18 protein-coding genes and 1 tRNA gene are annotated in these 20,769 nt (G+C 50.8%); 12 read left to right on the forward strand and 7 right to left on the reverse strand.

The window, feature by feature from the left end; all coding sequences use genetic code 11:
* Nucleotides 1-130 precede the first annotated feature (130 nt).
* The 3 genes from FCL42_RS02465 (at nucleotide 131) to FCL42_RS02475 (ending at nucleotide 3,429) form a co-directional block, all read left to right on the forward strand.
* Nucleotides 131-1,033 (forward strand): hypothetical protein, encoded by a 903-nt coding sequence (locus FCL42_RS02465; RefSeq protein WP_136861779.1) that lies wholly within the window; start codon nucleotides 131-133, stop codon nucleotides 1,031-1,033.
* Complete coding sequence (locus FCL42_RS02470) at nucleotides 1,026-1,541, forward strand: GNAT family N-acetyltransferase (protein ID WP_136861780.1); 516 nt, start codon at nucleotides 1,026-1,028, stop codon at nucleotides 1,539-1,541. Before FCL42_RS02465 ends, FCL42_RS02470 begins: the two co-directional genes overlap by 8 nt.
* Nucleotides 1,542-2,181: 640 nt before the next feature.
* Nucleotides 2,182-3,429 carry a PEGA domain-containing protein gene (locus FCL42_RS02475; protein WP_169308256.1) on the forward strand — a complete coding sequence of 416 codons (1,248 nt, stop codon included), beginning with the start codon at nucleotides 2,182-2,184 and terminating at the stop codon, nucleotides 3,427-3,429.
* Between the two features lie 80 nt (nucleotides 3,430-3,509).
* Here FCL42_RS02475 and msrA read toward each other — a convergent pair whose 3' ends face one another.
* The gene (msrA, locus tag FCL42_RS02480; RefSeq protein WP_136861782.1) at nucleotides 3,510-3,992 is read right to left on the reverse strand and encodes a peptide-methionine (S)-S-oxide reductase MsrA; all 483 of its coding nucleotides are present in this window, start codon (nucleotides 3,990-3,992) and stop codon (nucleotides 3,510-3,512) included.
* A gap of 116 nt (nucleotides 3,993-4,108) precedes the next feature.
* Here msrA and astE point away from each other — a divergent pair, with 116 nt between their 5' ends.
* The 7 genes from astE (at nucleotide 4,109) to FCL42_RS02515 (ending at nucleotide 11,558) form a co-directional block, all read left to right on the forward strand.
* Nucleotides 4,109-5,158 (forward strand): succinylglutamate desuccinylase, encoded by a 1,050-nt coding sequence (gene astE, locus FCL42_RS02485; RefSeq protein ID WP_229359751.1) that lies wholly within the window; start codon nucleotides 4,109-4,111, stop codon nucleotides 5,156-5,158.
* 203 nt (nucleotides 5,159-5,361) lie between these two features.
* Nucleotides 5,362-6,537: a thiamine pyrophosphate-dependent dehydrogenase E1 component subunit alpha gene (locus tag FCL42_RS02490; RefSeq protein ID WP_136861783.1), complete on the forward strand. Its 1,176-nt coding sequence runs from the start codon at nucleotides 5,362-5,364 to the stop codon at nucleotides 6,535-6,537.
* Between the two features lie 2 nt (nucleotides 6,538-6,539).
* Nucleotides 6,540-7,517, forward strand: a complete 978-nt coding sequence (locus FCL42_RS02495) for an alpha-ketoacid dehydrogenase subunit beta (RefSeq protein WP_136861784.1) — start codon at nucleotides 6,540-6,542, stop codon at nucleotides 7,515-7,517.
* Nucleotides 7,518-7,528: 11 nt separating this feature from the next.
* Complete coding sequence (locus tag FCL42_RS02500; RefSeq protein ID WP_136861785.1) at nucleotides 7,529-9,121, forward strand: dihydrolipoyllysine-residue acetyltransferase; 1,593 nt, start codon at nucleotides 7,529-7,531, stop codon at nucleotides 9,119-9,121.
* A gap of 135 nt (nucleotides 9,122-9,256) precedes the next feature.
* Nucleotides 9,257-10,321 carry a quinolinate synthase NadA gene (gene nadA / locus FCL42_RS02505; protein ID WP_136861786.1) on the forward strand — a complete coding sequence of 355 codons (1,065 nt, stop codon included), beginning with the start codon at nucleotides 9,257-9,259 and terminating at the stop codon, nucleotides 10,319-10,321.
* Nucleotides 10,322-10,473: 152 nt separating this feature from the next.
* Complete coding sequence (locus tag FCL42_RS02510; RefSeq protein ID WP_136861787.1) at nucleotides 10,474-11,241, forward strand: CHAD domain-containing protein; 768 nt, start codon at nucleotides 10,474-10,476, stop codon at nucleotides 11,239-11,241.
* Nucleotides 11,242-11,470: 229 nt separating this feature from the next.
* Nucleotides 11,471-11,558: transfer RNA gene (locus tag FCL42_RS02515), tRNA-Ser, on the forward strand.
* Nucleotides 11,559-12,242: 684 nt separating this feature from the next.
* Here FCL42_RS02515 and FCL42_RS02520 read toward each other — a convergent pair.
* From FCL42_RS02520 to hypB, 4 genes are all read right to left on the reverse strand, one after another.
* The gene (locus FCL42_RS02520) at nucleotides 12,243-12,722 is read right to left on the reverse strand and encodes a hypothetical protein (protein WP_136861788.1); all 480 of its coding nucleotides are present in this window, start codon (nucleotides 12,720-12,722) and stop codon (nucleotides 12,243-12,245) included.
* Between the two features lie 110 nt (nucleotides 12,723-12,832).
* Nucleotides 12,833-13,174: a hydrogenase maturation nickel metallochaperone HypA/HybF gene (locus FCL42_RS02525; protein ID WP_136861789.1), complete on the reverse strand. Its 342-nt coding sequence runs from the start codon at nucleotides 13,172-13,174 to the stop codon at nucleotides 12,833-12,835.
* Between the two features lie 10 nt (nucleotides 13,175-13,184).
* Nucleotides 13,185-15,878, reverse strand: a complete 2,694-nt coding sequence (locus tag FCL42_RS02530; RefSeq protein WP_136861790.1) for an FAD-dependent oxidoreductase — start codon at nucleotides 15,876-15,878, stop codon at nucleotides 13,185-13,187.
* 25 nt (nucleotides 15,879-15,903) lie between these two features.
* The gene (gene hypB, locus FCL42_RS02535) at nucleotides 15,904-16,563 is read right to left on the reverse strand and encodes a hydrogenase nickel incorporation protein HypB (RefSeq protein ID WP_136861791.1); all 660 of its coding nucleotides are present in this window, start codon (nucleotides 16,561-16,563) and stop codon (nucleotides 15,904-15,906) included.
* 238 nt (nucleotides 16,564-16,801) lie between these two features.
* On the opposite strand from hypB, the gene FCL42_RS02540 reads away from it, so the two are divergent.
* On the forward strand, nucleotides 16,802-17,323 hold the full coding sequence (locus FCL42_RS02540) for an RNA methyltransferase (protein ID WP_136861792.1): 522 nt from the start codon (nucleotides 16,802-16,804) through the stop codon (nucleotides 17,321-17,323).
* On the opposite strand, the gene FCL42_RS02545 is transcribed toward FCL42_RS02540, so the two are convergent.
* Nucleotides 17,320-17,970, reverse strand: a complete 651-nt coding sequence (locus FCL42_RS02545) for a DUF2913 family protein (protein WP_169308257.1) — start codon at nucleotides 17,968-17,970, stop codon at nucleotides 17,320-17,322. The two genes, FCL42_RS02540 and FCL42_RS02545, sit on opposite strands and share 4 nt — an antisense overlap.
* 91 nt (nucleotides 17,971-18,061) lie before the next feature.
* Between FCL42_RS02545 and FCL42_RS02550 the strand changes: the two genes are divergently transcribed.
* Nucleotides 18,062-18,520 carry an FKBP-type peptidyl-prolyl cis-trans isomerase gene (locus FCL42_RS02550; protein ID WP_407644362.1) on the forward strand — a complete coding sequence of 153 codons (459 nt, stop codon included), beginning with the start codon at nucleotides 18,062-18,064 and terminating at the stop codon, nucleotides 18,518-18,520.
* Between the two features lie 15 nt (nucleotides 18,521-18,535).
* Here FCL42_RS02550 and FCL42_RS02555 read toward each other — a convergent pair whose 3' ends face one another.
* Nucleotides 18,536-20,461 (reverse strand): GGDEF domain-containing protein, encoded by a 1,926-nt coding sequence (locus tag FCL42_RS02555; protein WP_136861795.1) that lies wholly within the window; start codon nucleotides 20,459-20,461, stop codon nucleotides 18,536-18,538.
* Nucleotides 20,462-20,769 lie beyond the last annotated feature (308 nt).

The following is a 20,769-nucleotide window of genomic DNA, read 5'->3' on the forward strand; positions in this document are numbered from 1 at the left end:
AGGTGGGATAAGTCCTATTTGGTTGTGCGATAAAGTCGTTTTTGCAGCTTGCAGAGTTAATTTAGATGGCACCAACTGCAATAGTTGATTAGCTTTATCTGATACTTATCAATTTAGGATGTTACCAAGGATGGCAACGCCACATTTCATTTGTCAGATGGTTGAAGAAGCTGACGCCATGATTCGATTTGCTGCCGGTCAGGGCCTCGCTCTGCCGCCGGAGGTTCCGGTTCATATCAATCAATTAAAGGTGAGCTACATTATTGATGGTGAGCCCAACTGGGAGCCCATCAGCAGCCATGAACTGACGATGTTGATTGAGTGTCATGGCAAATTGGCTAAACTCATTGAGCCCGCCAAGCCAAAGTCCATTGCGTTAATGAAGCGGGATGCGGATGATCCCAGCGTGTTTCATTTTTTGGGGCCGGTGCAACTGATACGAAAGCTCTCCATCGTAGCAATTCTGTGCTTACTGTTGACCATTTTGGTTTCGACTTCTCCTCATGTAAATCTCACTACCATTAATCAAGGGTTGTTTAATTCTCAGGGGCTTACTTTATTGCTGAATCAGGTGTTTTTGCTGAGCTGTGCTGGTCTTGGAGCCACCTTTGCCAGTTTGAATAAGGTTAATGAGTACATCAAGGTGGGCAGTTATGATCCGAAGTTTGATTCCACCTATTGGACGCTGTTTATTATGGGATTGATGGGAGGCGTAATCATTGCTGAGCTGATTCCAGTCAGTCAGTTCGCAGAGGGCAGCTCGGCAGCGGCAGCCAGTTTTCATAAGCCCGTGGCTGCACTACTTGGTGGTTTCTCTGCGGACGTTATCTATCGAATATTAAGTCGTTTAGTGGACGTATTGGGTCAAGCCCTTGGACTTGAGACAAAACAAAGAACTGCTCGCTTAAAACGCGGTATTGCCTTCCAGGAGCAAGAGCATCGACTTGAATCATCGGCGGCGCAGCCAGCATCGATATCAACACCCAAGACTAAACAGGTTGAAAAAATAAAAAAGGAGTTGAGTCTTGATTGAACCTAGGCTGACTTTAGAACCTTTGTGTTATGCAGACAGCATGTGGCTGTTTGAATTAGAGCGTGACCCTGAGGTGATGCGTTACACCGACCGTGGGCCGCAAACCCTGACCAATATCGTTGAGCAGATGCCAGAGTTGGTCCGTGGCTATGATAAAGAGGATGCTCTCAAGTTGTGGTTAGTCTGCCATCCTGATTTGGGCAGAATTGGTACTGCCGCCTTTTATGTCAACCCACAAGGTGAGAGCGAAGTTGGGTACAAATTGCATCGTCAGTTTTGGGGACAGGGACTCGGTAAGGCAACACTTTGTGCGCTGCTTGAATGGGTTGCAAAACATCGCCCAAACGAGCCGTTAGTGGCTGAAGTGTTTAAAGAAAATATCGCATCTACTAAGGTGCTGCAGCGGTTTGGCTTTGTGGTGGTGAAGGAGTACTGGAATCATGAGCATCAGCTTTGGGATCAACACTTAGAGCGAGCTTGTTTATCAAAAGCGCCACTTTCTTGTTGATCCGTTTAAGTTCTTTAAAATTATGGTCGCTATGTGATTTAGCACCGAGATTGAATTTGAATCCCACGTCAGAAGAAGCATTAATGATTGGGGTTGTAACTTGGTGGTGTATTTAACTTTCTTTCGGCATATCTATAGTGAAATGAGTGTTGGTAGCGTTGGTTATCAAGGGTGAAATTATCTACGCTTGAATATGAAATTTTGTGAACTGAATATATTCACTGTTTTATAATTGACACTGCCAATTTCATGACGCTGCTCGATATTGCCTATCTACAGGGATTTAGAAAAGGAAAGACGCGAAATCTAATTCGGTAATGGATCTCTCACAGGCTAGTAGCTAGGCGGCTTTAGGTCACATTTCTTAAAGTTAGCAATGTCTCAAATATGTCATAAGTCACTATGGCATATAACTTTATGTTGCGCCTGTAGCCCCATTGAACATATACTCGGCACAATCTCGAAATTTGGCCAAGTATAAGGGCTTAGATTGATTATGTTGCGACCTCTACATTTATCTCTTCTTGTTACATCCACTCTGTGGGCCCCTCTTAGCTTGGCAGAAGATAACGCGTTAAACACTGAAGCGAATGCGGTTTCACCGTCATCAAATATTGTTGCATCTACCGATAGAGTTGATGTGACATTATCGAATGTGGAATCAAAAGAGCGTGAAATTGATCGACAGATTTCCGCGTTATCCCAACAACAGAATCTGCTTAATGGATTAAAATTGGAGTTGGGTGAACTTGCTGACCGTGAAGTGTTATTACAAAGCGAGAAAAACAAAGCTAAAGCGAATTTAGACAATGAGTATCGCCGTCTTGATGAGAACCCAAGTCTTGATCTCAGCGTGGTTCAACGTACTTATCAAGCGGCTTGGGCCGAGGTGAAAGAGAACCTTAGTCAACAAGCAAACAAGCGTGAGTCTATCGAAGCTGAGATGTTGGAGTTGGCTCGCATCGAGCAGCAAAAGTTAAACCTGCAAGCTGAACTGGTAAAGCTTAAAGAGGCACATACTGAAGCTCGGGTTCAGCGACTGGCGGTCGAGCTCACTAAGCGTAATGTGGTTGAGGTTAGTCACACTGAGAAGTGCTCTTTGGACATGACCCTGCGTCAATGCAGCAAACGTGCCCATGAGCAGGCAAATCAGCAAGCATTTAATGTGCTTCGTGACCGAATTACTGCAGCGCTGACAGAAAAAGAGCTGCTCGAGAATAAGATTGAAAGCCTGTCTATGACGGTTCAGGTTTCTGATAACCAAGTGGTTAAAAGCACCTTTATCGATGCAACTCGCTTCATGACCGACGTGCAGATGCAGATGCAATTGGTTCCTAACAAGCACACGCCTTGTGAACTGCTGGAAGTGAGTAACAAATACTGTAGCAAGCCATTGGTGACCGTTTCCAACGACAAAGATAAAGAGACTTGGGTTGAGCTAAAGGTTCGCTCCAACAAGCATCAAGATCGCGTGTTGGTTGATAACGTTTATTACGGCAACAGCCCCGTTCGTGTATACCTGCCTAAAGGCATTCACAACGTGACTGTGGAGAAGGGCGGTTATGAGTCCTACTTGCGCACTTTAAACCTGAATGAACACCAGAAAGTTTGGGCTGAACTGCTGCGACGCAGTGATGTGGCCTCAAAGCCGGTTGCTACCACTAAAGTGCTTCCACAGAAACAGTCTAAGCCACAGGTTGAGGCCAGCGTTGTGAGCTATCAGGATAAAGTTGAGCCAGTAACTGTGCCTGATGGTGTGGTTAAGGCAAGTGTTGGTCAGACTCAACCGGCGGCGACTGTGACCGTTGCTGAGCCATCCGTTGCTTCTAGCCCTGCACCAACTCAAACGACTACTGAGCCTCGCATTGACCTTGATGAGAAAAACTAAGCTGCCGTTTAACCAACGGAGCTAACCGAAAAAGCCAACGCAATGCGTTGGCTTTTTTGTGTGGTATTACATAGTGCCAATTAGTACAGAGCAATATGGCAGCTCGGCAGATCGTGCTTGTCGAAATAACCTTGATGGTACTCTTCGGCGACGTAGAAGGTCTGCACTGGCTCAATTTCGGTAACAATGGTTTTGTCTTTCCAGTAACCAAAGTTTTGTTGATGGGCTTTGGAGAGCTGGGCTTGCTGTTTTTGAGCATCATTGTGATAGAACACCACGCTGCGATACTGACTGCCGTGATCTTCCCCTTGCTGATTAACTGTCGTTGGGTTGTGGAACTGCCAGAAGGTCTCCAGTAACTGCTCAAAGCTAACGATGGTGTCATCAAACTCCACCTCTACCACTTCAGCGTGGCCAGTATTGCCAGTCTTTACCTCTTGGTAGCTCGGATTGTCTGACTCGCCGCCCATGTAACCACAGGTCGCTCGCTTGACTCCTTCAACTTCTTTGAAAAACTGCTCTACGCCCCAAAAACATCCGGCGCCAAAGGTTGCGATTGCCATGATTATATCCCTTTAGATTTCTAGACGGCTAAACGTCCATTTAATCTATCATGACCTTTTCCAATTGCAAACAATAAATTTCAACACCCTGTTAACTGACTGATAGAGCATTTACAATGGCGGAAAAATACCAGCAAATGGAGTGCATGGTGCTATTCGAACAACAAGACTTTCTCGCACAAACCCTCGCTAACCCAACCAATTCTCTGCCTTTTGAGCAGCGCACCTTAGACAACGGTACTCAAATTCGATTGCTTGATACCGGCATTGTTGAAGTTCAGCCTGCCGCGCCTCAAGGCAAGAATATCGTGCTGTCCTGCGCCGTTCATGGCAATGAAACCGCGCCCATTGAGATCGTCAATCAGCTTCTTAATGACATCCTATCGGGTAGCGTAGTGTGTCAGCATCGGTTACTGCTATTGATGGGCAACCCTCAAGCGATGGTGGCGGGGACTCGCGGGATTGAGGAGAACATGAACCGCCTATTCAGCGGCGCACACTCAAAGGGCGTTGACAGCTTGAATCGGGAGCGCGCTCGGGCAAAGCAACTGGAGCAGGCGGTAAAATCCTTCTTTGAAGCTGGGGAGGGAGAGCGTTTTCATTACGATCTTCACACCGCCATCCGCGACTCCAAGCGGGAGAAGTTTGCCGTCTACCCGTTCCGTCACGGTAAGCCATGGCGTAAAGAGCAGATTCGCTTTTTAGCGGGCTGTGGCGTCAACACCATCTTGTTGTCTCACTCGCCAACCACCACCTTCAGTTACTTCTCCTCCAACGAGTTTGGCGCTGACGCTTTCACCGTGGAACTGGGTAAGGTCAAACCATTCGGTCAGAACGACATGAGCCGCTTTGAAGCCTGTTTGGCGCAGCTAAGATTGTTGGTGGCTAATGAACCGCTGATGATGCCCGAGCTATCTGAGTCAGTGGTGTTTGATGTGGCTCAAGTGATTAACAAGCACAGCGAAGACTTTCGTTTCACCTTCAGTGACGATGCCGCTAATTTCAGCGAGTTTGCGCCGGATACGGTTCTGGCTAATGAAGATGGAAACGCGATCCGAGTGGGGGACAAGGCAGAATCGATCATCTTCCCCAACGCCAATGTGGCCATTGGTCAACGAGCCTTGTTGACCGTGGTGCCGACGGAAATTGGCACTGACTTTGAATAAATACTCAATCTGACTGCAAACGCCGTTTGTAAATTTTCCGATACAGACGGCGAACTGTGATCGCCGTCAAACTTGGTTCGGAAGTTGTCCCCCGTCTGTCTTGCCCGTACCCTTAGCCTGACTCATAACAGTTGTTGAAATAAAAAAGAACAGCAATAACAACGGCCAGGGATGCTGGCCTTAAGCACAGACGGAAGCGACAGATGAGCCTAGAACCCCAACATCAAGTCCACGAGGCGGTGATGACCTCGGGACACGCCTTGAAAATCCCGGTTCTCAAGATTTTGCAGGCCGATGGCACCCTTTATCCAGGAGCCAGTCTGCCAAGCATAGACAAAGAACTGGCGCTTAAAATCTACGACACCTTAGCCTTTATTCGCGTTCTTGATGAGCGCATGCTGGCCGCCCAGCGCCAAGGCCGCATCAGTTTCTACATGACCTGCATTGGCGAAGAAGCCGCAGTGACTGGCAGTGCGGCTGCACTGAGCGATGACGATATGATCATGGCCCAGTATCGTGAACAAGCGGCCTTGCGATTGCGTGGTTTTACTACCGAGCAGTTCATGAACCAGATGTTCTCCAATGAGAAAGATCTGGGTAAAGGTCGCCAGATGCCAATTCACTACGGCAGTAACGAACTTAACTACATGACGGTGTCCTCGCCCCTGGGTACTCAGATCCCGCAAGCGGCAGGCTACGCCTATGGCCAAAAGCGTGCTGGCAAAGACGCATTGACCCTGTGTTACTTCGGTGAAGGCGCCGCCTCGGAAGGGGACTTCCACGCCGGCCTGAATATGGCAGCCGTCCTCAATTGCCCAACCATCTTCTTCTGCCGTAACAACGGTTATGCCATTTCAACACCGGTAGAGGAGCAGTTTGCTGGTGATGGTATCGCCCCTCGTGGCGTGGGCTATGGCATCGATACCATCCGAGTGGATGGTAACGATCTGTTGGCGGTATTAGCGGCGACTCAGCACGCCAGAGAGGTGGCGCTGGCGGAGAACAAACCGGTATTGATTGAAGCCATGAGCTATCGCCTTGGGGCGCATTCCAGCTCCGATGATCCAAGCGGTTATCGCTCCAAAGAGGAGGAAGCCAAGTGGCGTGAACACGATGGTGTGCACCGCTTTAAGCTGTGGATGATGGCTAAGGGCTGGTGGGATGATGCCCAAGATGAAGCCTTGATGGAGGGCTATCGCAAAGAGGTGCTGGCGGCGGTGAAAGTGGCTGAAGTGATTGAGCGGCCCGCCTACAACACCTTGGTAACCGACGTGTACGACACGGTTCCTAAGCACCTTCAGCAGCAGCTCGAACAGACCAGAGCGCACATGGCACGCTACCCAGACGTGTACCCAGCCGACACGGACAAGGAGGCGTAACCGTGGCTCAGATGAATCTATTACAGGCGATCAACTCCGCCATGGACGTGGCCATGGCCAGTGACGACACTGCCGTGGTATTTGGTGAAGACGTGGGTCACTTCGGTGGCGTGTTCCGAGCTACCTCTAAGCTGCAAGAAAAGTATGGCCGTGAGCGCTGTTTTAACACCCCGCTGACTGAGCAAGGCATCATCGGTTTTGCCAATGGCCTTGCCGCCCAAGGCAGTACCGCCATTGCGGAAATTCAATTTGCGGATTACATCTTCCCAGCGTTTGATCAGCTAGTGAATGAATCAGCCAAATTCCGCTACCGCAGTGGTAACGAATTTGATGTGGGCCGCCTTACCGTGCGCACTCCTTATGGCGGCGGCATTGCTGGCGGTCATTACCACTCTCAGTCACCGGAAGCCTACTTTACCCACACTCCGGGCCTAAAAATTGTGGTACCTCGTAATCCTTATGAAGCCAAAGGCTTGTTGCTGGCCTCCATTCGTGACGACAACCCGGTGATCTTCTTTGAGCCAAAACGCCTCTACCGCGCCGCAGTGGGTGAGGTACCAGAAGGGGATTATCAGATTGACCTGTCTCGCGCCGACGTGGTGAAGCAGGGCACGGACATCACGCTGCTGGGCTGGGGCGCCCAGATGGAGCTGATTGAAAAGGCGGCGGCAATGGCCCAGGAGAGCGGCATCAGCTGTGAGATTATCGACCTGCGTACTCTGTTGCCTTGGGATGTGGATACCGTGGCTAAGTCGGTGTGCAAAACCGGTCGCTTATTGATTAGCCATGAAGCTCCGTTGACCGGCGGTTTTGCCGGTGAAGTGGCCGCTACGATTCAGCAGGAGTGCTTCCTGCATTTGGAATCTCCTATCGCTCGAGTTTGTGGCATGGACACTCCCTATCCGCTGGCGCTAGAGCAAGCCCACATGGCTGATCACCTCAAGATCTTTGAAGCCATCAAGGCCAATGTCGAGTTTTAAGGAAGTCGAGAATGATTAAAGAATTTATCCTGCCTGACATTGGCGAAGGTGTGGTTGAGTGTGAGCTGATGGAGTGGCGAGTCCAAGAGGGCGAAACCATCAGTGAAGATCAGGTGATTGCCGAGGTGATGACCGACAAAGCGGTGGTGGAGATCCCTGCGCCCTACGATGGCGTCATTGCCAAGCTTCACTATAACAAGGGTGATATCGCTCAGGTGCATCAACCGCTGTTTGCGGTTGAGGTGGCAGGCTCAGATAGTTCAGAACCAACCTCGGCTCCTGCAGCGGCGCAAGCTGAACCTCAGCCTACACAAACCGCAGAGCCAAGCGTTAACGTCGGTTCAGCCGTTAATGTGGAAGAGTTTATTTTACCGGATATCGGCGAAGGCATTGTTGAGTGTGAGATTGCCAAGTGGCTGGTGGCCGAAGGCGATGAGGTGGTGGAAGACCAACCTATCTGCGAAGTGATGACCGATAAGGCCGTGGTGGAGATCCCCGCAGTGTCAAACGGCACCATCCATAAGCTGCATTTTCAGCAGGGCGAAATCGCAAAGGTTCATAAGCCGCTGTTTGCGTTGGCGGTATCCGCTCCTGAGGCCAGCTCCGCAGCCAAGCCCAGCACCAGTGAAACCGTGGCTGAGGTGACTCGAGAGGTGAAAACCGGCGTGGCGACGGCATCAGCCCCAACCGATGGCGACAATACAGCTCCGGTAAAATCAAAAGGTAAGGCACTGGCCAGCCCTGCGGTTCGCCGTATGGCTCGCAGCCTCAATGTGGATATTGCCGAAGTACCAGGCAGTGGCAAAAGTGGCCGAGTTTACAAAGAGGACATTGAGCGCTTTGTGACCAAGGGCAGCGCGCCGCAGCTGGTGGAAGCACAGGCGCCAGCGGCCGAGTCTAAGGATCGGGTTGAACCCATCAAGGGCATCAAGGCGGCCATGGCCAAGCAGATGACCGCCTCGGTATCGACCATTCCACACTTTACCTACTGTGAAGAGTTGGATCTGACTGAGCTGGTGGCCTTGCGGGCAAAGCTTAAAACCCGCTATGCAGAGCAGGGCGTTAAGCTGACGTTGATGCCGTTTATCATCAAAGCGATGTCGGTGGCGGCGCTTAAGTACCCGGTGCTCAATAGCCGAGTGAATGACGATTGCAGTGAGCTGACCTATCTGGGAGATCACAACATCGGCATGGCGGTGGATGGCAAGATGGGTTTGATTGTGCCAAATATTAAGCAGGTACAAGAGAAATCGATCATCGAGGTTGCCAATGAGGTGACTCGCCTGACTCAGGCGGCCCGCGAAGGTAAGGTTTCGCCCAATGACCTGAAAGATGGCAGCTTGTCGGTGTCTAACATTGGCGCACTTGGCGGCACCGTAGCCACCCCAATCATCAATAAGCCAGAAGTGGCCATTGTTGCCCTGGGTAAGCTGCAAACCCTGCCTCGATTTAACGAACAGGGCGAGGTGGAAGCTCGCACCATCATGCAGGTAAGTTGGTCTGGCGACCATCGAGTGATCGATGGCGGCACCATTGCTCGATTCTGTAACCTGTGGAAATCCTTACTGGAATCCCCAGCTGAGATGATGTTGCACCTAAGCTAGGTCAAAGAGTTTTATCGATTTAAATTAAGCGTTTGTTGCCAGTTAGATGGCAGCAAGCGCTTTTTTCGGTTTAGTCGATGCCACTTTGCGAGGTATAATACCAATCTATTACATGAAGAGGCCGTAGTAACAGCAATGATGGAAGCCCCAGTTCTGGATAACACCCACTACCCATTTCCGCCAAAGCCCGCCAAGTTGAGCGATGCGGAAAAAGCCGATTACCGTGAGCGCATTAAAACGCTGCTGAAGCAGAAAGATGCGGTTTTGGTTGCCCACTACTATACCGATCCTGAGATTCAGGCGTTGGCAGAGGAGACCGGCGGCTGTGTGGCGGACTCACTGGAGATGGCCCGTTTTGGTAATGAGCATCCAGCCAAAACGTTGATTGTTGCTGGTGTGCGCTTCATGGGCGAAACCGCCAAGATTCTTACGCCAGAGAAGCGGGTATTGATGCCCACTCTGGAAGCAACCTGCTCTTTGGATCTGGGCTGTCCTGCTGACACCTTTGGTGAGTTTTGCGATAAGCACCCTGATCACACCGTGGTGGTGTATGCCAACACCTCGGCAGCGGTAAAAGCCCGTGCTGATTGGGTGGTAACCTCCTCTATTGCACTAGAGATTGTTGAGCACCTAGACAGCGAAGATAAGAAAATCATCTGGGGGCCAGATCGTCACCTTGGCGGCTTCATCGCCAAGCAAACGGGCGCTGAGATGCTGATGTGGCAGGGCCACTGCGTGGTGCACGATGAGTTTAAATACCGTGCCCTAGTTGATATGAAAAAGCAGTATCCGGATGCGGCGGTACTGGTTCATCCTGAGTCTCCAGATTTTATCGTGGAGATGGCCGATGCAGTGGGTTCTACTTCACAGCTGATCAAGGCCAGTCAAGAGCTGCCTAATGAGCGTTTCATCGTGGCTACCGATCGCGGCATTTTCTACAAAATGCAGCAATTGTCGCCGGAGAAGACCTTTATGGAAGCGCCAACTGGCGGTGACGGCGCAACCTGTCGCAGCTGCGCTCATTGTCCTTGGATGGCGATGAACGGTCTACAGGCCATTGAGCGCTGTCTGAATACCGACGACCTTGAACAGCATGAAGTGTTCGTTGATGAAGCCTTGGCGGAAAAAGCGATGATTCCCCTGAATCGCATGCTGGACTTCGCAGCCGAGCTGAAGATGAAGGTAAAAGGTAACGCGTAGGCTTTGCTGTTTTGCTGCCAAGCCGCCCTTTGAGGCGGCTTTGTTGTTTCTGGTATTGGGTTTTTAACCCAGGTTCAGGTAACGATGTTTTTGCTCTCTTTTGTTGTGACTTTTCTATGCTTAGACCTGTTGCGTGACTGCGGGAGCAACCCATGGGCATTCGAGTGGAAAAGGCACTTCAGCAGAGAGTCGAGCTTTGTTATCGTGCGGCCATCGATTGTGGCTGGCAGATAAACCTTGATGGGGATACCGAGCCGCTGCATCACTATCGGGTGGGGTTGAGAAAATGTCGAGCGTTACTGAAACTTTATGGCGATTGGCTAGCCCCAGAGCTGGCGCAAGCGTTGGTTGCTTCAATCGGTCAACAAGCTCGAGTGAGCAATCGAATGCGGGATCTCGATGTATTGGCGAAGGCCCATTGGCTGCCACAAGAGGCCACTGAGGAGGTTGCCAATTGGAGGCGGCAGTGTTTCTCTCGACTGCTGATTGCCCTTGGGGAGTTAACGCGAGAGCGTCAATTGGTGTTTGCGCTACTGGCATGTTCGTGGAAGTCTCCTAGTGGTGGTAAGCAGAGCTTTAAGAGAGTCACCGATAAAGTTGCTATGCGAGTTGAGCGACGCTGCGATAAGCGTCTTAAGTCCGCCCAAGCGAGTCAACGGGCCGAGGATTGGCACAGGCTGCGCATCAGCATTAAGTATCGCCGTTACCTGAAAGAGCTCTGTTTGCCAGAGCTGGATTGGCAGCAAGATAAACGGCTTCAGGACGCTTTGGGTGAGTTTAATGACAGCTGTGCTCAGTTAGCGATCATCGACGAGCTTGGCAATCAAAATCGACGTCAGTGGTTACAGGATGCAAAAGAGATTTTGAACACGCGAGTGAAAACCCAGTTGCAACAGCTGAATAATCTGCAAATCGTTTAAAATCGCAGCGAACGCTCACAAACTCCGAAAAAGCGGTTGCAATCTAAAGGGCTCCTCCCTAATATACGCATCCGCAGCAACGACGAACTGCTGGGTAAATAAGTATTCGACAATTTGGTTAGGTGTCCGAGTGGCTGCCAAGATGCAGCAAAGAGTTACGCACAGCGTGCGATTCAGCCACCAACCAGCGAGTTAGATTCAGGCTCGTAAAATAATGAATTAGATATCTGGTTAGGTGTCCGAGTGGCTGAAGGAGCACGCCTGGAAAGTGTGTATACGGCAACGTATCGAGAGTTCGAATCTCTCCCTAACCGCCATATAAGAGAAAGGCTCAATCGCAAGATTGAGCCTTTTTCGTATGCATCTAATATGGTGATTATATTCAAGAAAGGCCACTGGACCCTGACGTGCGTCAGGGAGTCATCTGAGAGTGTTGTCGGTGACGATGGTTTCCGATGTATTTAACACCTCCTGCTAACGCTTTGCCGGCGAACGCCGGTAGCCAGTGGCTTTGGGGTTTTATCTAGGCCACAGTCTCCCATGTGCGCCAGAGAGTTGTCTGATAGTCAGCATTTTCAAGATAAGAAAGGCTGCGAATTGCCGCGAGGGTGTACCGTCTATTTCAGATGGTGAGTTTTGAGTGTGTCGAAGAAATTAACCTTACGCGGCAGGAGAGCTTTCATCTAAAAAGGAAACCAGCGCCCCAAATGGCTTAAAGGAGGGGCGCTGGCAGGATAGAGTTGATGATGAAAACACTCTAAAACTGAAGATGCACCGAGGAGTATCAGTGTTCATCTTGATGCCAGTATAGAGCTGTTGAGCTCACCTTTTTAGGCGGAGATTCCCTATTTGTTTGTTAGGTAAAATCAATTAGTGTATTGAGTGTTTGCTAGGATTCACCCTATGGCTCTTGTAGGGACAATCGTGAGAGCAACCCGGTGGCGGCGATGATGAAGGGGACAGCCCACTGACGTTACAAGTGAGCTGTCAAAGGCAACACGCTAACCTTGGTTTTCAATCTCTTGCTTGGCTTTCTCTAACTCCTTCTCAGCGGATTGCTGGGCTGAGCCAATCGCCTCATTGACCGATTCTTTGGTTGAATTCAAGGTTTCTCCTGCGGAAGCTTTTGAAGCTTGCCACTGCTCCTGAGTTGAGTCCACCGCATCTTGAGCCGATTGTCGGGTTGAGTCCCATGCGTCCGATGCGGCATCCTTACTGGCATCCCATTGCTCTTTGGTTGCGCCTACGGCATCGTCTACAGAGTCTCTCGTTGCCTCCCAGGCATCTCCGGCGGCCTCTTGAGTGGCATTGGCTGCATCCTCGGCGGCATCTGAAAGCGCTTCAGTACCGTCCTCTATCGCCTTCTGGGTGGCAGCTTTCGCTTCCTCTAATTTTGCTTGTGCATCCTGTTTGGCTTTTTCTGCATCCTCACAGCCCATTAGCGCCAAAGCACAGCACAGCATTGGTAACCAAGTTCGCATCGCCTAACTCCTCGTTACTGTCCAAGTTGTATGTTGTGAATCAAGCATAGCAGGCGCCTAGACTGGATAAGGTTTTCCTTCGCCGTCTAGGCGCCTTGTGCGATTGCCTGTTAGGCGGCAACTATCTCTTTGAGAATAAACTCTTTGCCGCTCAACAGTCCCCACTGCTCACTTTGGCATTCTGGGCAGTGGTTGCCATGTTGGATGATATTAAATACCTGTTGGCAGCCGTGGCACAGGGCATTGGCGGGAATGATCTCTATTTTGAGTTCGGTTTGCTCCAATGGTGTGCCGTCGATGGCCGCGGGGTAGCAGGCCTCCACGTAGTGCGGGATCATCGAGGAAAGCTCACCAATCTGCAGCACAATGGTGTCTACCTGCTCTAGCTGGTGCTCCTTCATAAGGTCCTGAACCTGCTCAGTAATTGCCATCACTACCCCGAGTTCGTGCATCTGAATCTCCTTAACTGCGGCTGGTCAACAGTGACTTAATCTTGCGAATCGGCTTGTTGACGGTGATGTTGAGCTTGCGTTTGAGGGCATGCTTGATGATCACCTTCTTCACCTGTTTCAGTTCGACCCCTTCGGCATCGAAGTTTTTCACTAACGAAACCGCGTCGAAGCGACACTTCATGGTACAAGCGCCGCAACCCACGCACATGTATGGGTCGGCCACCACCACACCACAGCCCAGACAGCGCTCAGTCTCCTTTTGCACCTGTTCGGCGGTAAAGGTACCTCGAAGATCTTTGAAGGTCGTGCGGGAGGTTTTGCCGTCGGCGTGACTTATCTGCTGGCGCGGTGCGCGATCGTAGCCACTGAGATGCAGCTCCTGTTTGTTAAACGAGGTGTAATTACGCTGTACTCGGCCAATAACCAAGCTTTGCCCGTGCTGAACAAAGCGGTGAATGGAGATGGCTCCCTCTTTGCCTTGAGCGATGGCGTCGATGGCGAAGTTAGGACCGGTGACAATATCGCCACCACTGAAGATCTCCTCCTGGCCACTTTGGAAAGTAGTGGGATCCACAATCAGCGTTTGGTTACGGTTAAGCTCCATCTTGGTATCGGCCAACAGCTCGCCCCAGTCCATGGCTTGTCCGACAGAGAGGATGACGTTGTCGGCGGCGACCTCAATGCGCTGATTGGCATCAAAGGTTGGGTTAAACCGCCCCTGGTCATCGAAGGTAGAGAGGCAGCGCTGGAATTCAACGCCGGTGACGTTACCGTCGCGGGTGAGAATTCGAGTGGGTCCCCACTCGTTGAAGATGGCCACTTCTTCGTCAATGGCTTCCTCAACCTCACTTTCATGGGCGGGCATCGATTGTCTGGACTCCAAACAGTAGATAGACACTTGATCGGCGCCTAAGCGGGCAGCGCTACGGGCAACGTCGATGGCAACGTTACCGCCACCGATCACGATGGTGTCGCCTTTCAGCTGCTCTCGCTGACCCAAGTTGACTTCGCGTAGGAAATCCACACCGGACTCAACCCCAGTGGCATCTTCCCCTTCTAGGTTCAACATACGACCTTTTTGCGCGCCAATGGCGAGGTAGAAAGCGGCGAAACCCAGCTCTTTGAGCTCGGCCAGACTTAGGTCTTTGCCCACTTCGACGCCGGTCTTAAATTCCACACCTAGGGTTTTAAGAACGTCGATCTCGGCATTGATTACCTCTTTTTCCAGTCGGTAAGAGGGGATGCCTAGGGTCAGCATGCCGCCCAGTACTGGCTGCTTTTCAAACACCGTTACTGGGTAGCCTTCAATGGCTAAGAAGTAAGCGCAGGAGAGGCCCGCCGGGCCGCTGCCAATGATGGCAATGGGCTTGTCGTAGCGGTTTTTGATGGTAGGTAGGAAGCGATTGTCGGCGTTGAGATCCTGCTCAGCGATGAACTTTTTGATCTCGTCGATGGCGATCGGGTCGTCGATGTCGCCCCGCGTGCAATCGGACTCACATTTTCGAGGGCAGATACGGCCACAGACCGCTGGAAGTGGGTTCTCTTTTTTGATGAGCTCCAGCGCTTCTTGGTAGCGCCCTTGCGCCGCCAGTTTGATGTAGCCTTGGATGCCGATGTGTGCGGGGCATTCCGCTTTACAGGGGCTGGTTCCTTCTCCCTCAACCACCTCTTTATTGGTGCGATATTCAGGGTTCCACTTGTCTGGGCCCCAATCCACATCGAACGGATGTTCAAAATCAGGCTTTTTCGACTCGCTGCTTTTGCAGAGCTTTTTACCCAATCTCAGGGCATTGGTTGGGCAAGCTTCCACGCATTCGCCACAGGCAACGCAATTGGCTTCATCAATTTGGACCTGATAATTGGAGCGAACCATATCTGGGTTGCGCCACATGTTGGCCAACCGCATGGCAAAACAGCCACAGCCACAGCAGTTACAGATGGCGTGGGTTTTTCCTGAGCCGTCCAGGTTGGGAATTTGGTGCATGAGACCATTGGCTTCGGCGCGTTTTATCACCTCAATGGCTTGTTCTTTGGTGATTGGCTTACCACGACCGGTACGGATGTAGTACTCGGCGGCGTGGCCCATCTGGATGCACATGTCCTCTTTCAGGTGTCCGCAACCTTCGCCGATGGCTTCACGAGAGGCGCGACAAGCGCAGTCAGACAGAGAGAAGACGCTGTTGTCATTAAGATACTTGGAGACCTCTTCGAAGGAGGCGCTGCGGGTATCTCCGTCAATGGCTCTCTCGATGGGGATAACTCGCATGGGGCCAGCGCCAACGGGGATGTTACCGGCGGCCATGGGGCCTTTTTTCTTACCGTATTCATCAAAGGCGGCACCCAGCTCTGGGTATTGGGCGATGAGCTCTTTGTTGTTGACGATCATCTCCATGTGGCCTGGAACCCAGATGTCGAGCCAGTACTTATCGACGCCATCGATTTCATTTACGAAGGCGGCGCCCACTTCGGCACTGCGCCACAGCAGTGCCTCGGTGGTCGCAAGATCTTTGCCACAGAGTTCGGCCACTTCTGCAGCCGATTTGGGCTGTTTGAGCTCCAAGCAGAGGACGGCTTCGGCCATCTCATCGGTCATGATGGGGGCCAGAATTTTGTATTCGGGATCGGCAGTCGTAATTTCCGAACGGCTACCACGTTTCACTCGACTGATCTTATTGGCCAGATCCAGCACGCGTTCCTTAGTCATAATTTTTCCCTACGTCATGTTCGCTTTAAGCGGTCGCCTGTTGTAACCACTGTACCCATGAATCAACCCCTTCCCCGGTTTTGGCGCTGATGGGGAAGACTTTGGCTTTGGGGTTGAGCTTGGTGATGCGAGCCGTAGCGGCATCAATGTCGAAGTCAAACATTGGCTGTGCATCGATTTTGTTGATGATTACTGCATCCACTAAGGAGAACATCAGTGGGTACTTCAGAGGTTTGTCGTCACCTTCTGGCACACTTAGGATCATTACATTCAGATGCGCGCCGGTATCGAACTCGGCGGGGCAAACGAGGTTGCCGACGTTTTCTAAAATCACCAGATCCAGCTCATCGGTACCCAGTGCATCCAGACCTTGCTGAGTCATGTCGGCGTCGAGGTGACACATGCCGCCGGTGTGCAGCTGAATCACCTTGGTGCCAGTTTCGGCAATGGCGATGGCGTCCACGTCGGATTGAATGTCCGCTTCCATGATGCCGACGTGGCGCTCGGTAAGGCGTTTTAATGTTTGGATCAAGGTGGTGGTTTTTCCTGAGCCAGGAGAGGACATCAGGTTCAGCAGTGTCAGGCCTTTTTGGTTCAATCTTTGTCGAAGTTCGTCGGCGCGTTTATCGTTGTTAGCGTAAACACTCTCTTTAATTTCAATAACTTTTACCGGTGAGCTAGTCATATTTACCTCGGTGACAAATGGTGCGCGGTGCGCGCTGATTGACACTAGTAATACCGGAAAAATTAGAGTAATAACTCGATTTTGGTCACTTTTTGAAAACCATCAGGCGTTAATTTGGTCACTTTTTCAGGGATTTATTCGGCGTAAAAATCGGCGTGTTGATGGGGGTCTCAACTTGGCTTTAGTTAGAGTAGGGATTTTGTTAGCATTCGCGCTCTCTCAAAAAAGGGCGCTCCTCATGAACCAACCTCAAGTCATCATCGGCCTATCCAATCCGAAAAGTCCCACCAATGTTGGCGCGGTGATGCGAGCTGCCGGGTGCTATGGCGCCACCGAAGTGCGATACAGTGGCGAGCGCTACGATCGCGCCGTGAAATTTCACACCGACACCAAAAAGGCCAGCTCTCACATTCCGCTTCGGCCCAGTGACGATCTGCTTTGTGGTGTGGACACACCATTGAGTGTGGTGTGCATTGAGCTGGTGGAGGGCGCGACGCCACTACCAGAATTTGAGCATCCAGAGCATGCCATCTATCTGTTTGGTCCTGAAGATGGGTCTTTGGATAAGCATCTTGTTGAGAGGGCCGAACACGTGGTGTATGTGCCCACTAAAGGCTGCATGAATCTAGCGGCAACTGTGAATGTGCTGCTTTACGATCGCATGGCCAAATCCGACTATGCCCGTGGTGATGAGCTTATTCGTCGTAGCCGCGACACTCGCAATCGTCTCAAGCTAGAGCCGGTAAGCGACCCTGCTTAGGAGTTTGGCAGCAACTCAGCAATGATGGGGCCGCTGTTTTCAGGGTAGAGCACATACTCGCCATGGTATTTAACCAGAGATTTATAGTCGCTCTGCTTATGCAGCAGCATTTGATGTTGGTGAGCTAGGGCGGTCAATGCGAGGTGATCGCCTCGTACAAACAGAGACAGTGGTTTAGCTAAAAGATCATCTTCAAAAGCGCCTTTTAGCTGCTGCGCAGCAATCACCAATGAGGGTTTGCCGCCGGTGGCGTGATTCACTTCGGTATTAAACTCCGACTCGATATCCAGTACCCAACCTTGTGCGTTAAGTTGGCTCAATAACTCATCGAGCTGACGTTGGTGGATCTCCGGCAATCGGTTTGAGTTCACCATCAGGCTTCGGTAACTGTGTTCAATACGCTCAAATTCCTGCTTTAACCCCGCATTTACCCCTTGTGCTCGCGAGCGCTGCTGCCAGGCTTTCAAATAGGGCGCCGTGGCTTTGCCAAATCGTTGCTGCTTAATGGCTTGAGTCACCCAACGGCTTAGGAATAGGGCTTCGCTGTTGGGCGCTTGAGCTACCCGTTTGTTGGCAATGGCATTGTTCAGATCGGCAAAGGCGGCGTCGGTGAGCTGAAGAAGTTGTTGATAGAAAGGCTGAGGCACGGTATTGGTCTCTTGAGCAGGGCAGTCGAGCCTTGGTACTATCCGAGGCAATTACTAAATATTATAGGGATTGCCTGTGTCTAAAGTCATTATTATCGTCGCCTTGTTAGCGTTGGTTGCTTACTTTCTGTTTAAAGGAGCGGGCAGCAGCAAAGATGCGCCAGAAAACATCCGCATTGGTGATGAATTTTTGGCGCAAAATGCCGACAAAGAGGGTGTTAAAACCACCGCTTCAGGTTTGCAGTTGAAGGTGATGGAGCCAGGCACCGGCACCGAACACCCAACGGCTAAAGATAAGGTAACGGTTCACTATCATGGTACGCTGCTTGATGGCACCGTATTTGATAGCTCTGTAGAGCGCGGCCAGCCAATCGACTTTAAGTTGAATCAGGTAATTCCTGGCTGGACAGAGGGTTTGCAGCATATGGTCGTGGGCGAAAAGACCCGTCTTTACATTCCGGCCCGCCTTGGTTACGGCAAGCGAGGTGTGGGCAAGATTCCTGCGGGTTCACTGCTGATTTTTGATGTGGAGCTGATTGCGATCAATTGATACCAATTGGGTTAATCAGTTTGTTACTGCCGTCGTGTCGGTTGCAAGATCCGAGGTTGGTTTTACCGCCTCGGATTTTTTATGGCTTGACTGCAGTTGGCTACTGGCCTTAATGCAGCGGTTACGCCCTTTGGCTTTGGCCTGATACAGCGCGTAGTCGATGCTGCGTAGCAGCGCATCCAGATCTTCATGCTCGGTGAATTCGCCGTAACCAACGCTGATGGATAGTGGGCCGATGTTATCAATCTCAATACTCTCAATCGCTTGGCGCAGACGCTCAACCACCTCATGGGCTTGATCAAGACGGGTATTGGGAAATACTACTAAGAACTCTTCACCGCCATAACGGGCGCAGCAGTCAATTTTTCTGAGGCTGGCTTTTAGGGTATTTGCTACTGAGATCAGTGCCTCATCTCCGAGTTGATGGCCCAGTTTGTCATTGACCATCTTGAAGTGGTCGATGTCGATTAACGCGGCACAAAACGGTTGTTTGTGGCGCAGAAAACGCTGGTGCTCATTCTCTAGACGTTCCAAGGCACAGCGACGATTCCCCAGATTGGTCAATGAGTCGTGATAGGCAGAGTGTTTCAACTGTTGTGACAGCTGGTTACTGCGCCACAGTAGAAGTAGCAGCGCCCCTACGGAGATGAATAGGCAGGCGGCAATCGTCAGAGTGACTCGATATTGGGCCTGGGTTTGGCGAAAGGCGTTTTGCTGAGCGTTGAGGTGAGCTTCAAGCAGTTGCATCTCTTTGCGTTCAAAGCTCTTTTGGAATTCGGCTTGTTGGCGGGCGATCTCTTTGTTCATTTCAAGGGCGAACAACTGTTCAGACAGTTCGATTTGACGATCCTGCATGGCCAGAGCCAATTGAACGTCGCCGCGTTTTCGGTGGATCTCTGCCAGTGCTTTGGCACTTTTTGACAGTCCCAAGGTGGTGTCCGCCACCGAAAACAGCCTCTGAGCCTCTTGGGCATACCTGAGCGCTAGGTGGTAGTCGTCAAGCTTTGAGTACCATTGGGATTTTTTCAGTTGAAGATTGGCTGAGGCGACGTTTTCTTTGTAGCGATTAAACATCAGCTCAAGGTTCTCAGTGGCTGCTAGCGCCTCTTTATAGCGACCTTGCTCTGCCAAGCTCGATGCAATAATGATGCTGGAGTAGCCGGCACCAACGGGATCATTGATCTCGTGAGAGAGCGCTTGAGCCTGATGGGCCAGCTCTTTGGCTTTGTCGTACTGACCTCTTTTTAAGTACAGTGCAGCGGTATTATGGGTGGCAACGGACTCTAAACGTTTGTCCCCATATTCCTGTGCCTCTTTTAGGGTCAGTTGGGTTTGCTCCATCGCAAGTTCAGTCAGGCCAAGGTAGTGATAGATGTTAGACAGGTTGTCGCGCATGCTGATCTGGTGATAGTGGTTTATGCGGCCGCTGGTCTCCAGCAGTTTCATTGCGAGGGTTAGGGCCTCCATCGCCTCGGTAAACTCGCCGCGATAGTTGTGCACACTGGCCTTGGTGCTGAGCAAAAAAGAGACCCCATAAGGTTCAGCGTCGGCTTCATATTGCTGAAGCATATCGTCAATAAGACTTAGCGCCGAGCGAGTGCGCCCTTGAAGCTGCAGAGCGGAGCTATAACAGGCTGTGATTCTTAGCGCCTCTTCGGCGTGGCCGGAAAACAGTGGCTTGGTGGTATCAAAGAGTTTAGCGACCTCATCGTAACGGCTTAACTCTTTTAAGGCGTTACATCGAAATACCGATACTTGAAGGCGCTGAAGATCTGACAGGGGAATACTAAGGTAGATCTTAGTTGCGGTAATGGCTCTTTCACGATCTTGAGTGGACTGGCGTTCGAGGCGATCTAGCTCGGTTTGAGAGAGTGCTCGCGTGGTTGTGGCCAGGCCGGAAAAGCTCAGGATTGACAGCAAAAATACAGCTAAAAATCTCATAGTGAATAAATGATACCGCCTTCACACAACAACCCCGCAAGATTACGCGTTTTTATTGCAAAACGACACATTTGGTTAATCAATTAGTGGGCTAACCAAGATGGTAACTTTATTTCAGTGGCTGCGAATTTTGTTTGAATGTTGGTTTTTGTTTGTCATGTGGTGATTTCTCGGACTTAAACACTGCTGAGTGTCAAAATTTTAGATGGTTACCGCCTAATTTAGCTATGTGTACTATGGGAGTTTAGCGAGATGAAATATTAAGATTTGTAGAAGAGATCTCTTCTACAAATACAGGACTTTTGTTA

Origin of the sequence: Ferrimonas aestuarii (assembly GCF_005116665.1) — a bacterium.
Taxonomy (GTDB): Bacteria; Pseudomonadota; Gammaproteobacteria; order Enterobacterales; family Shewanellaceae; genus Ferrimonas; species Ferrimonas aestuarii.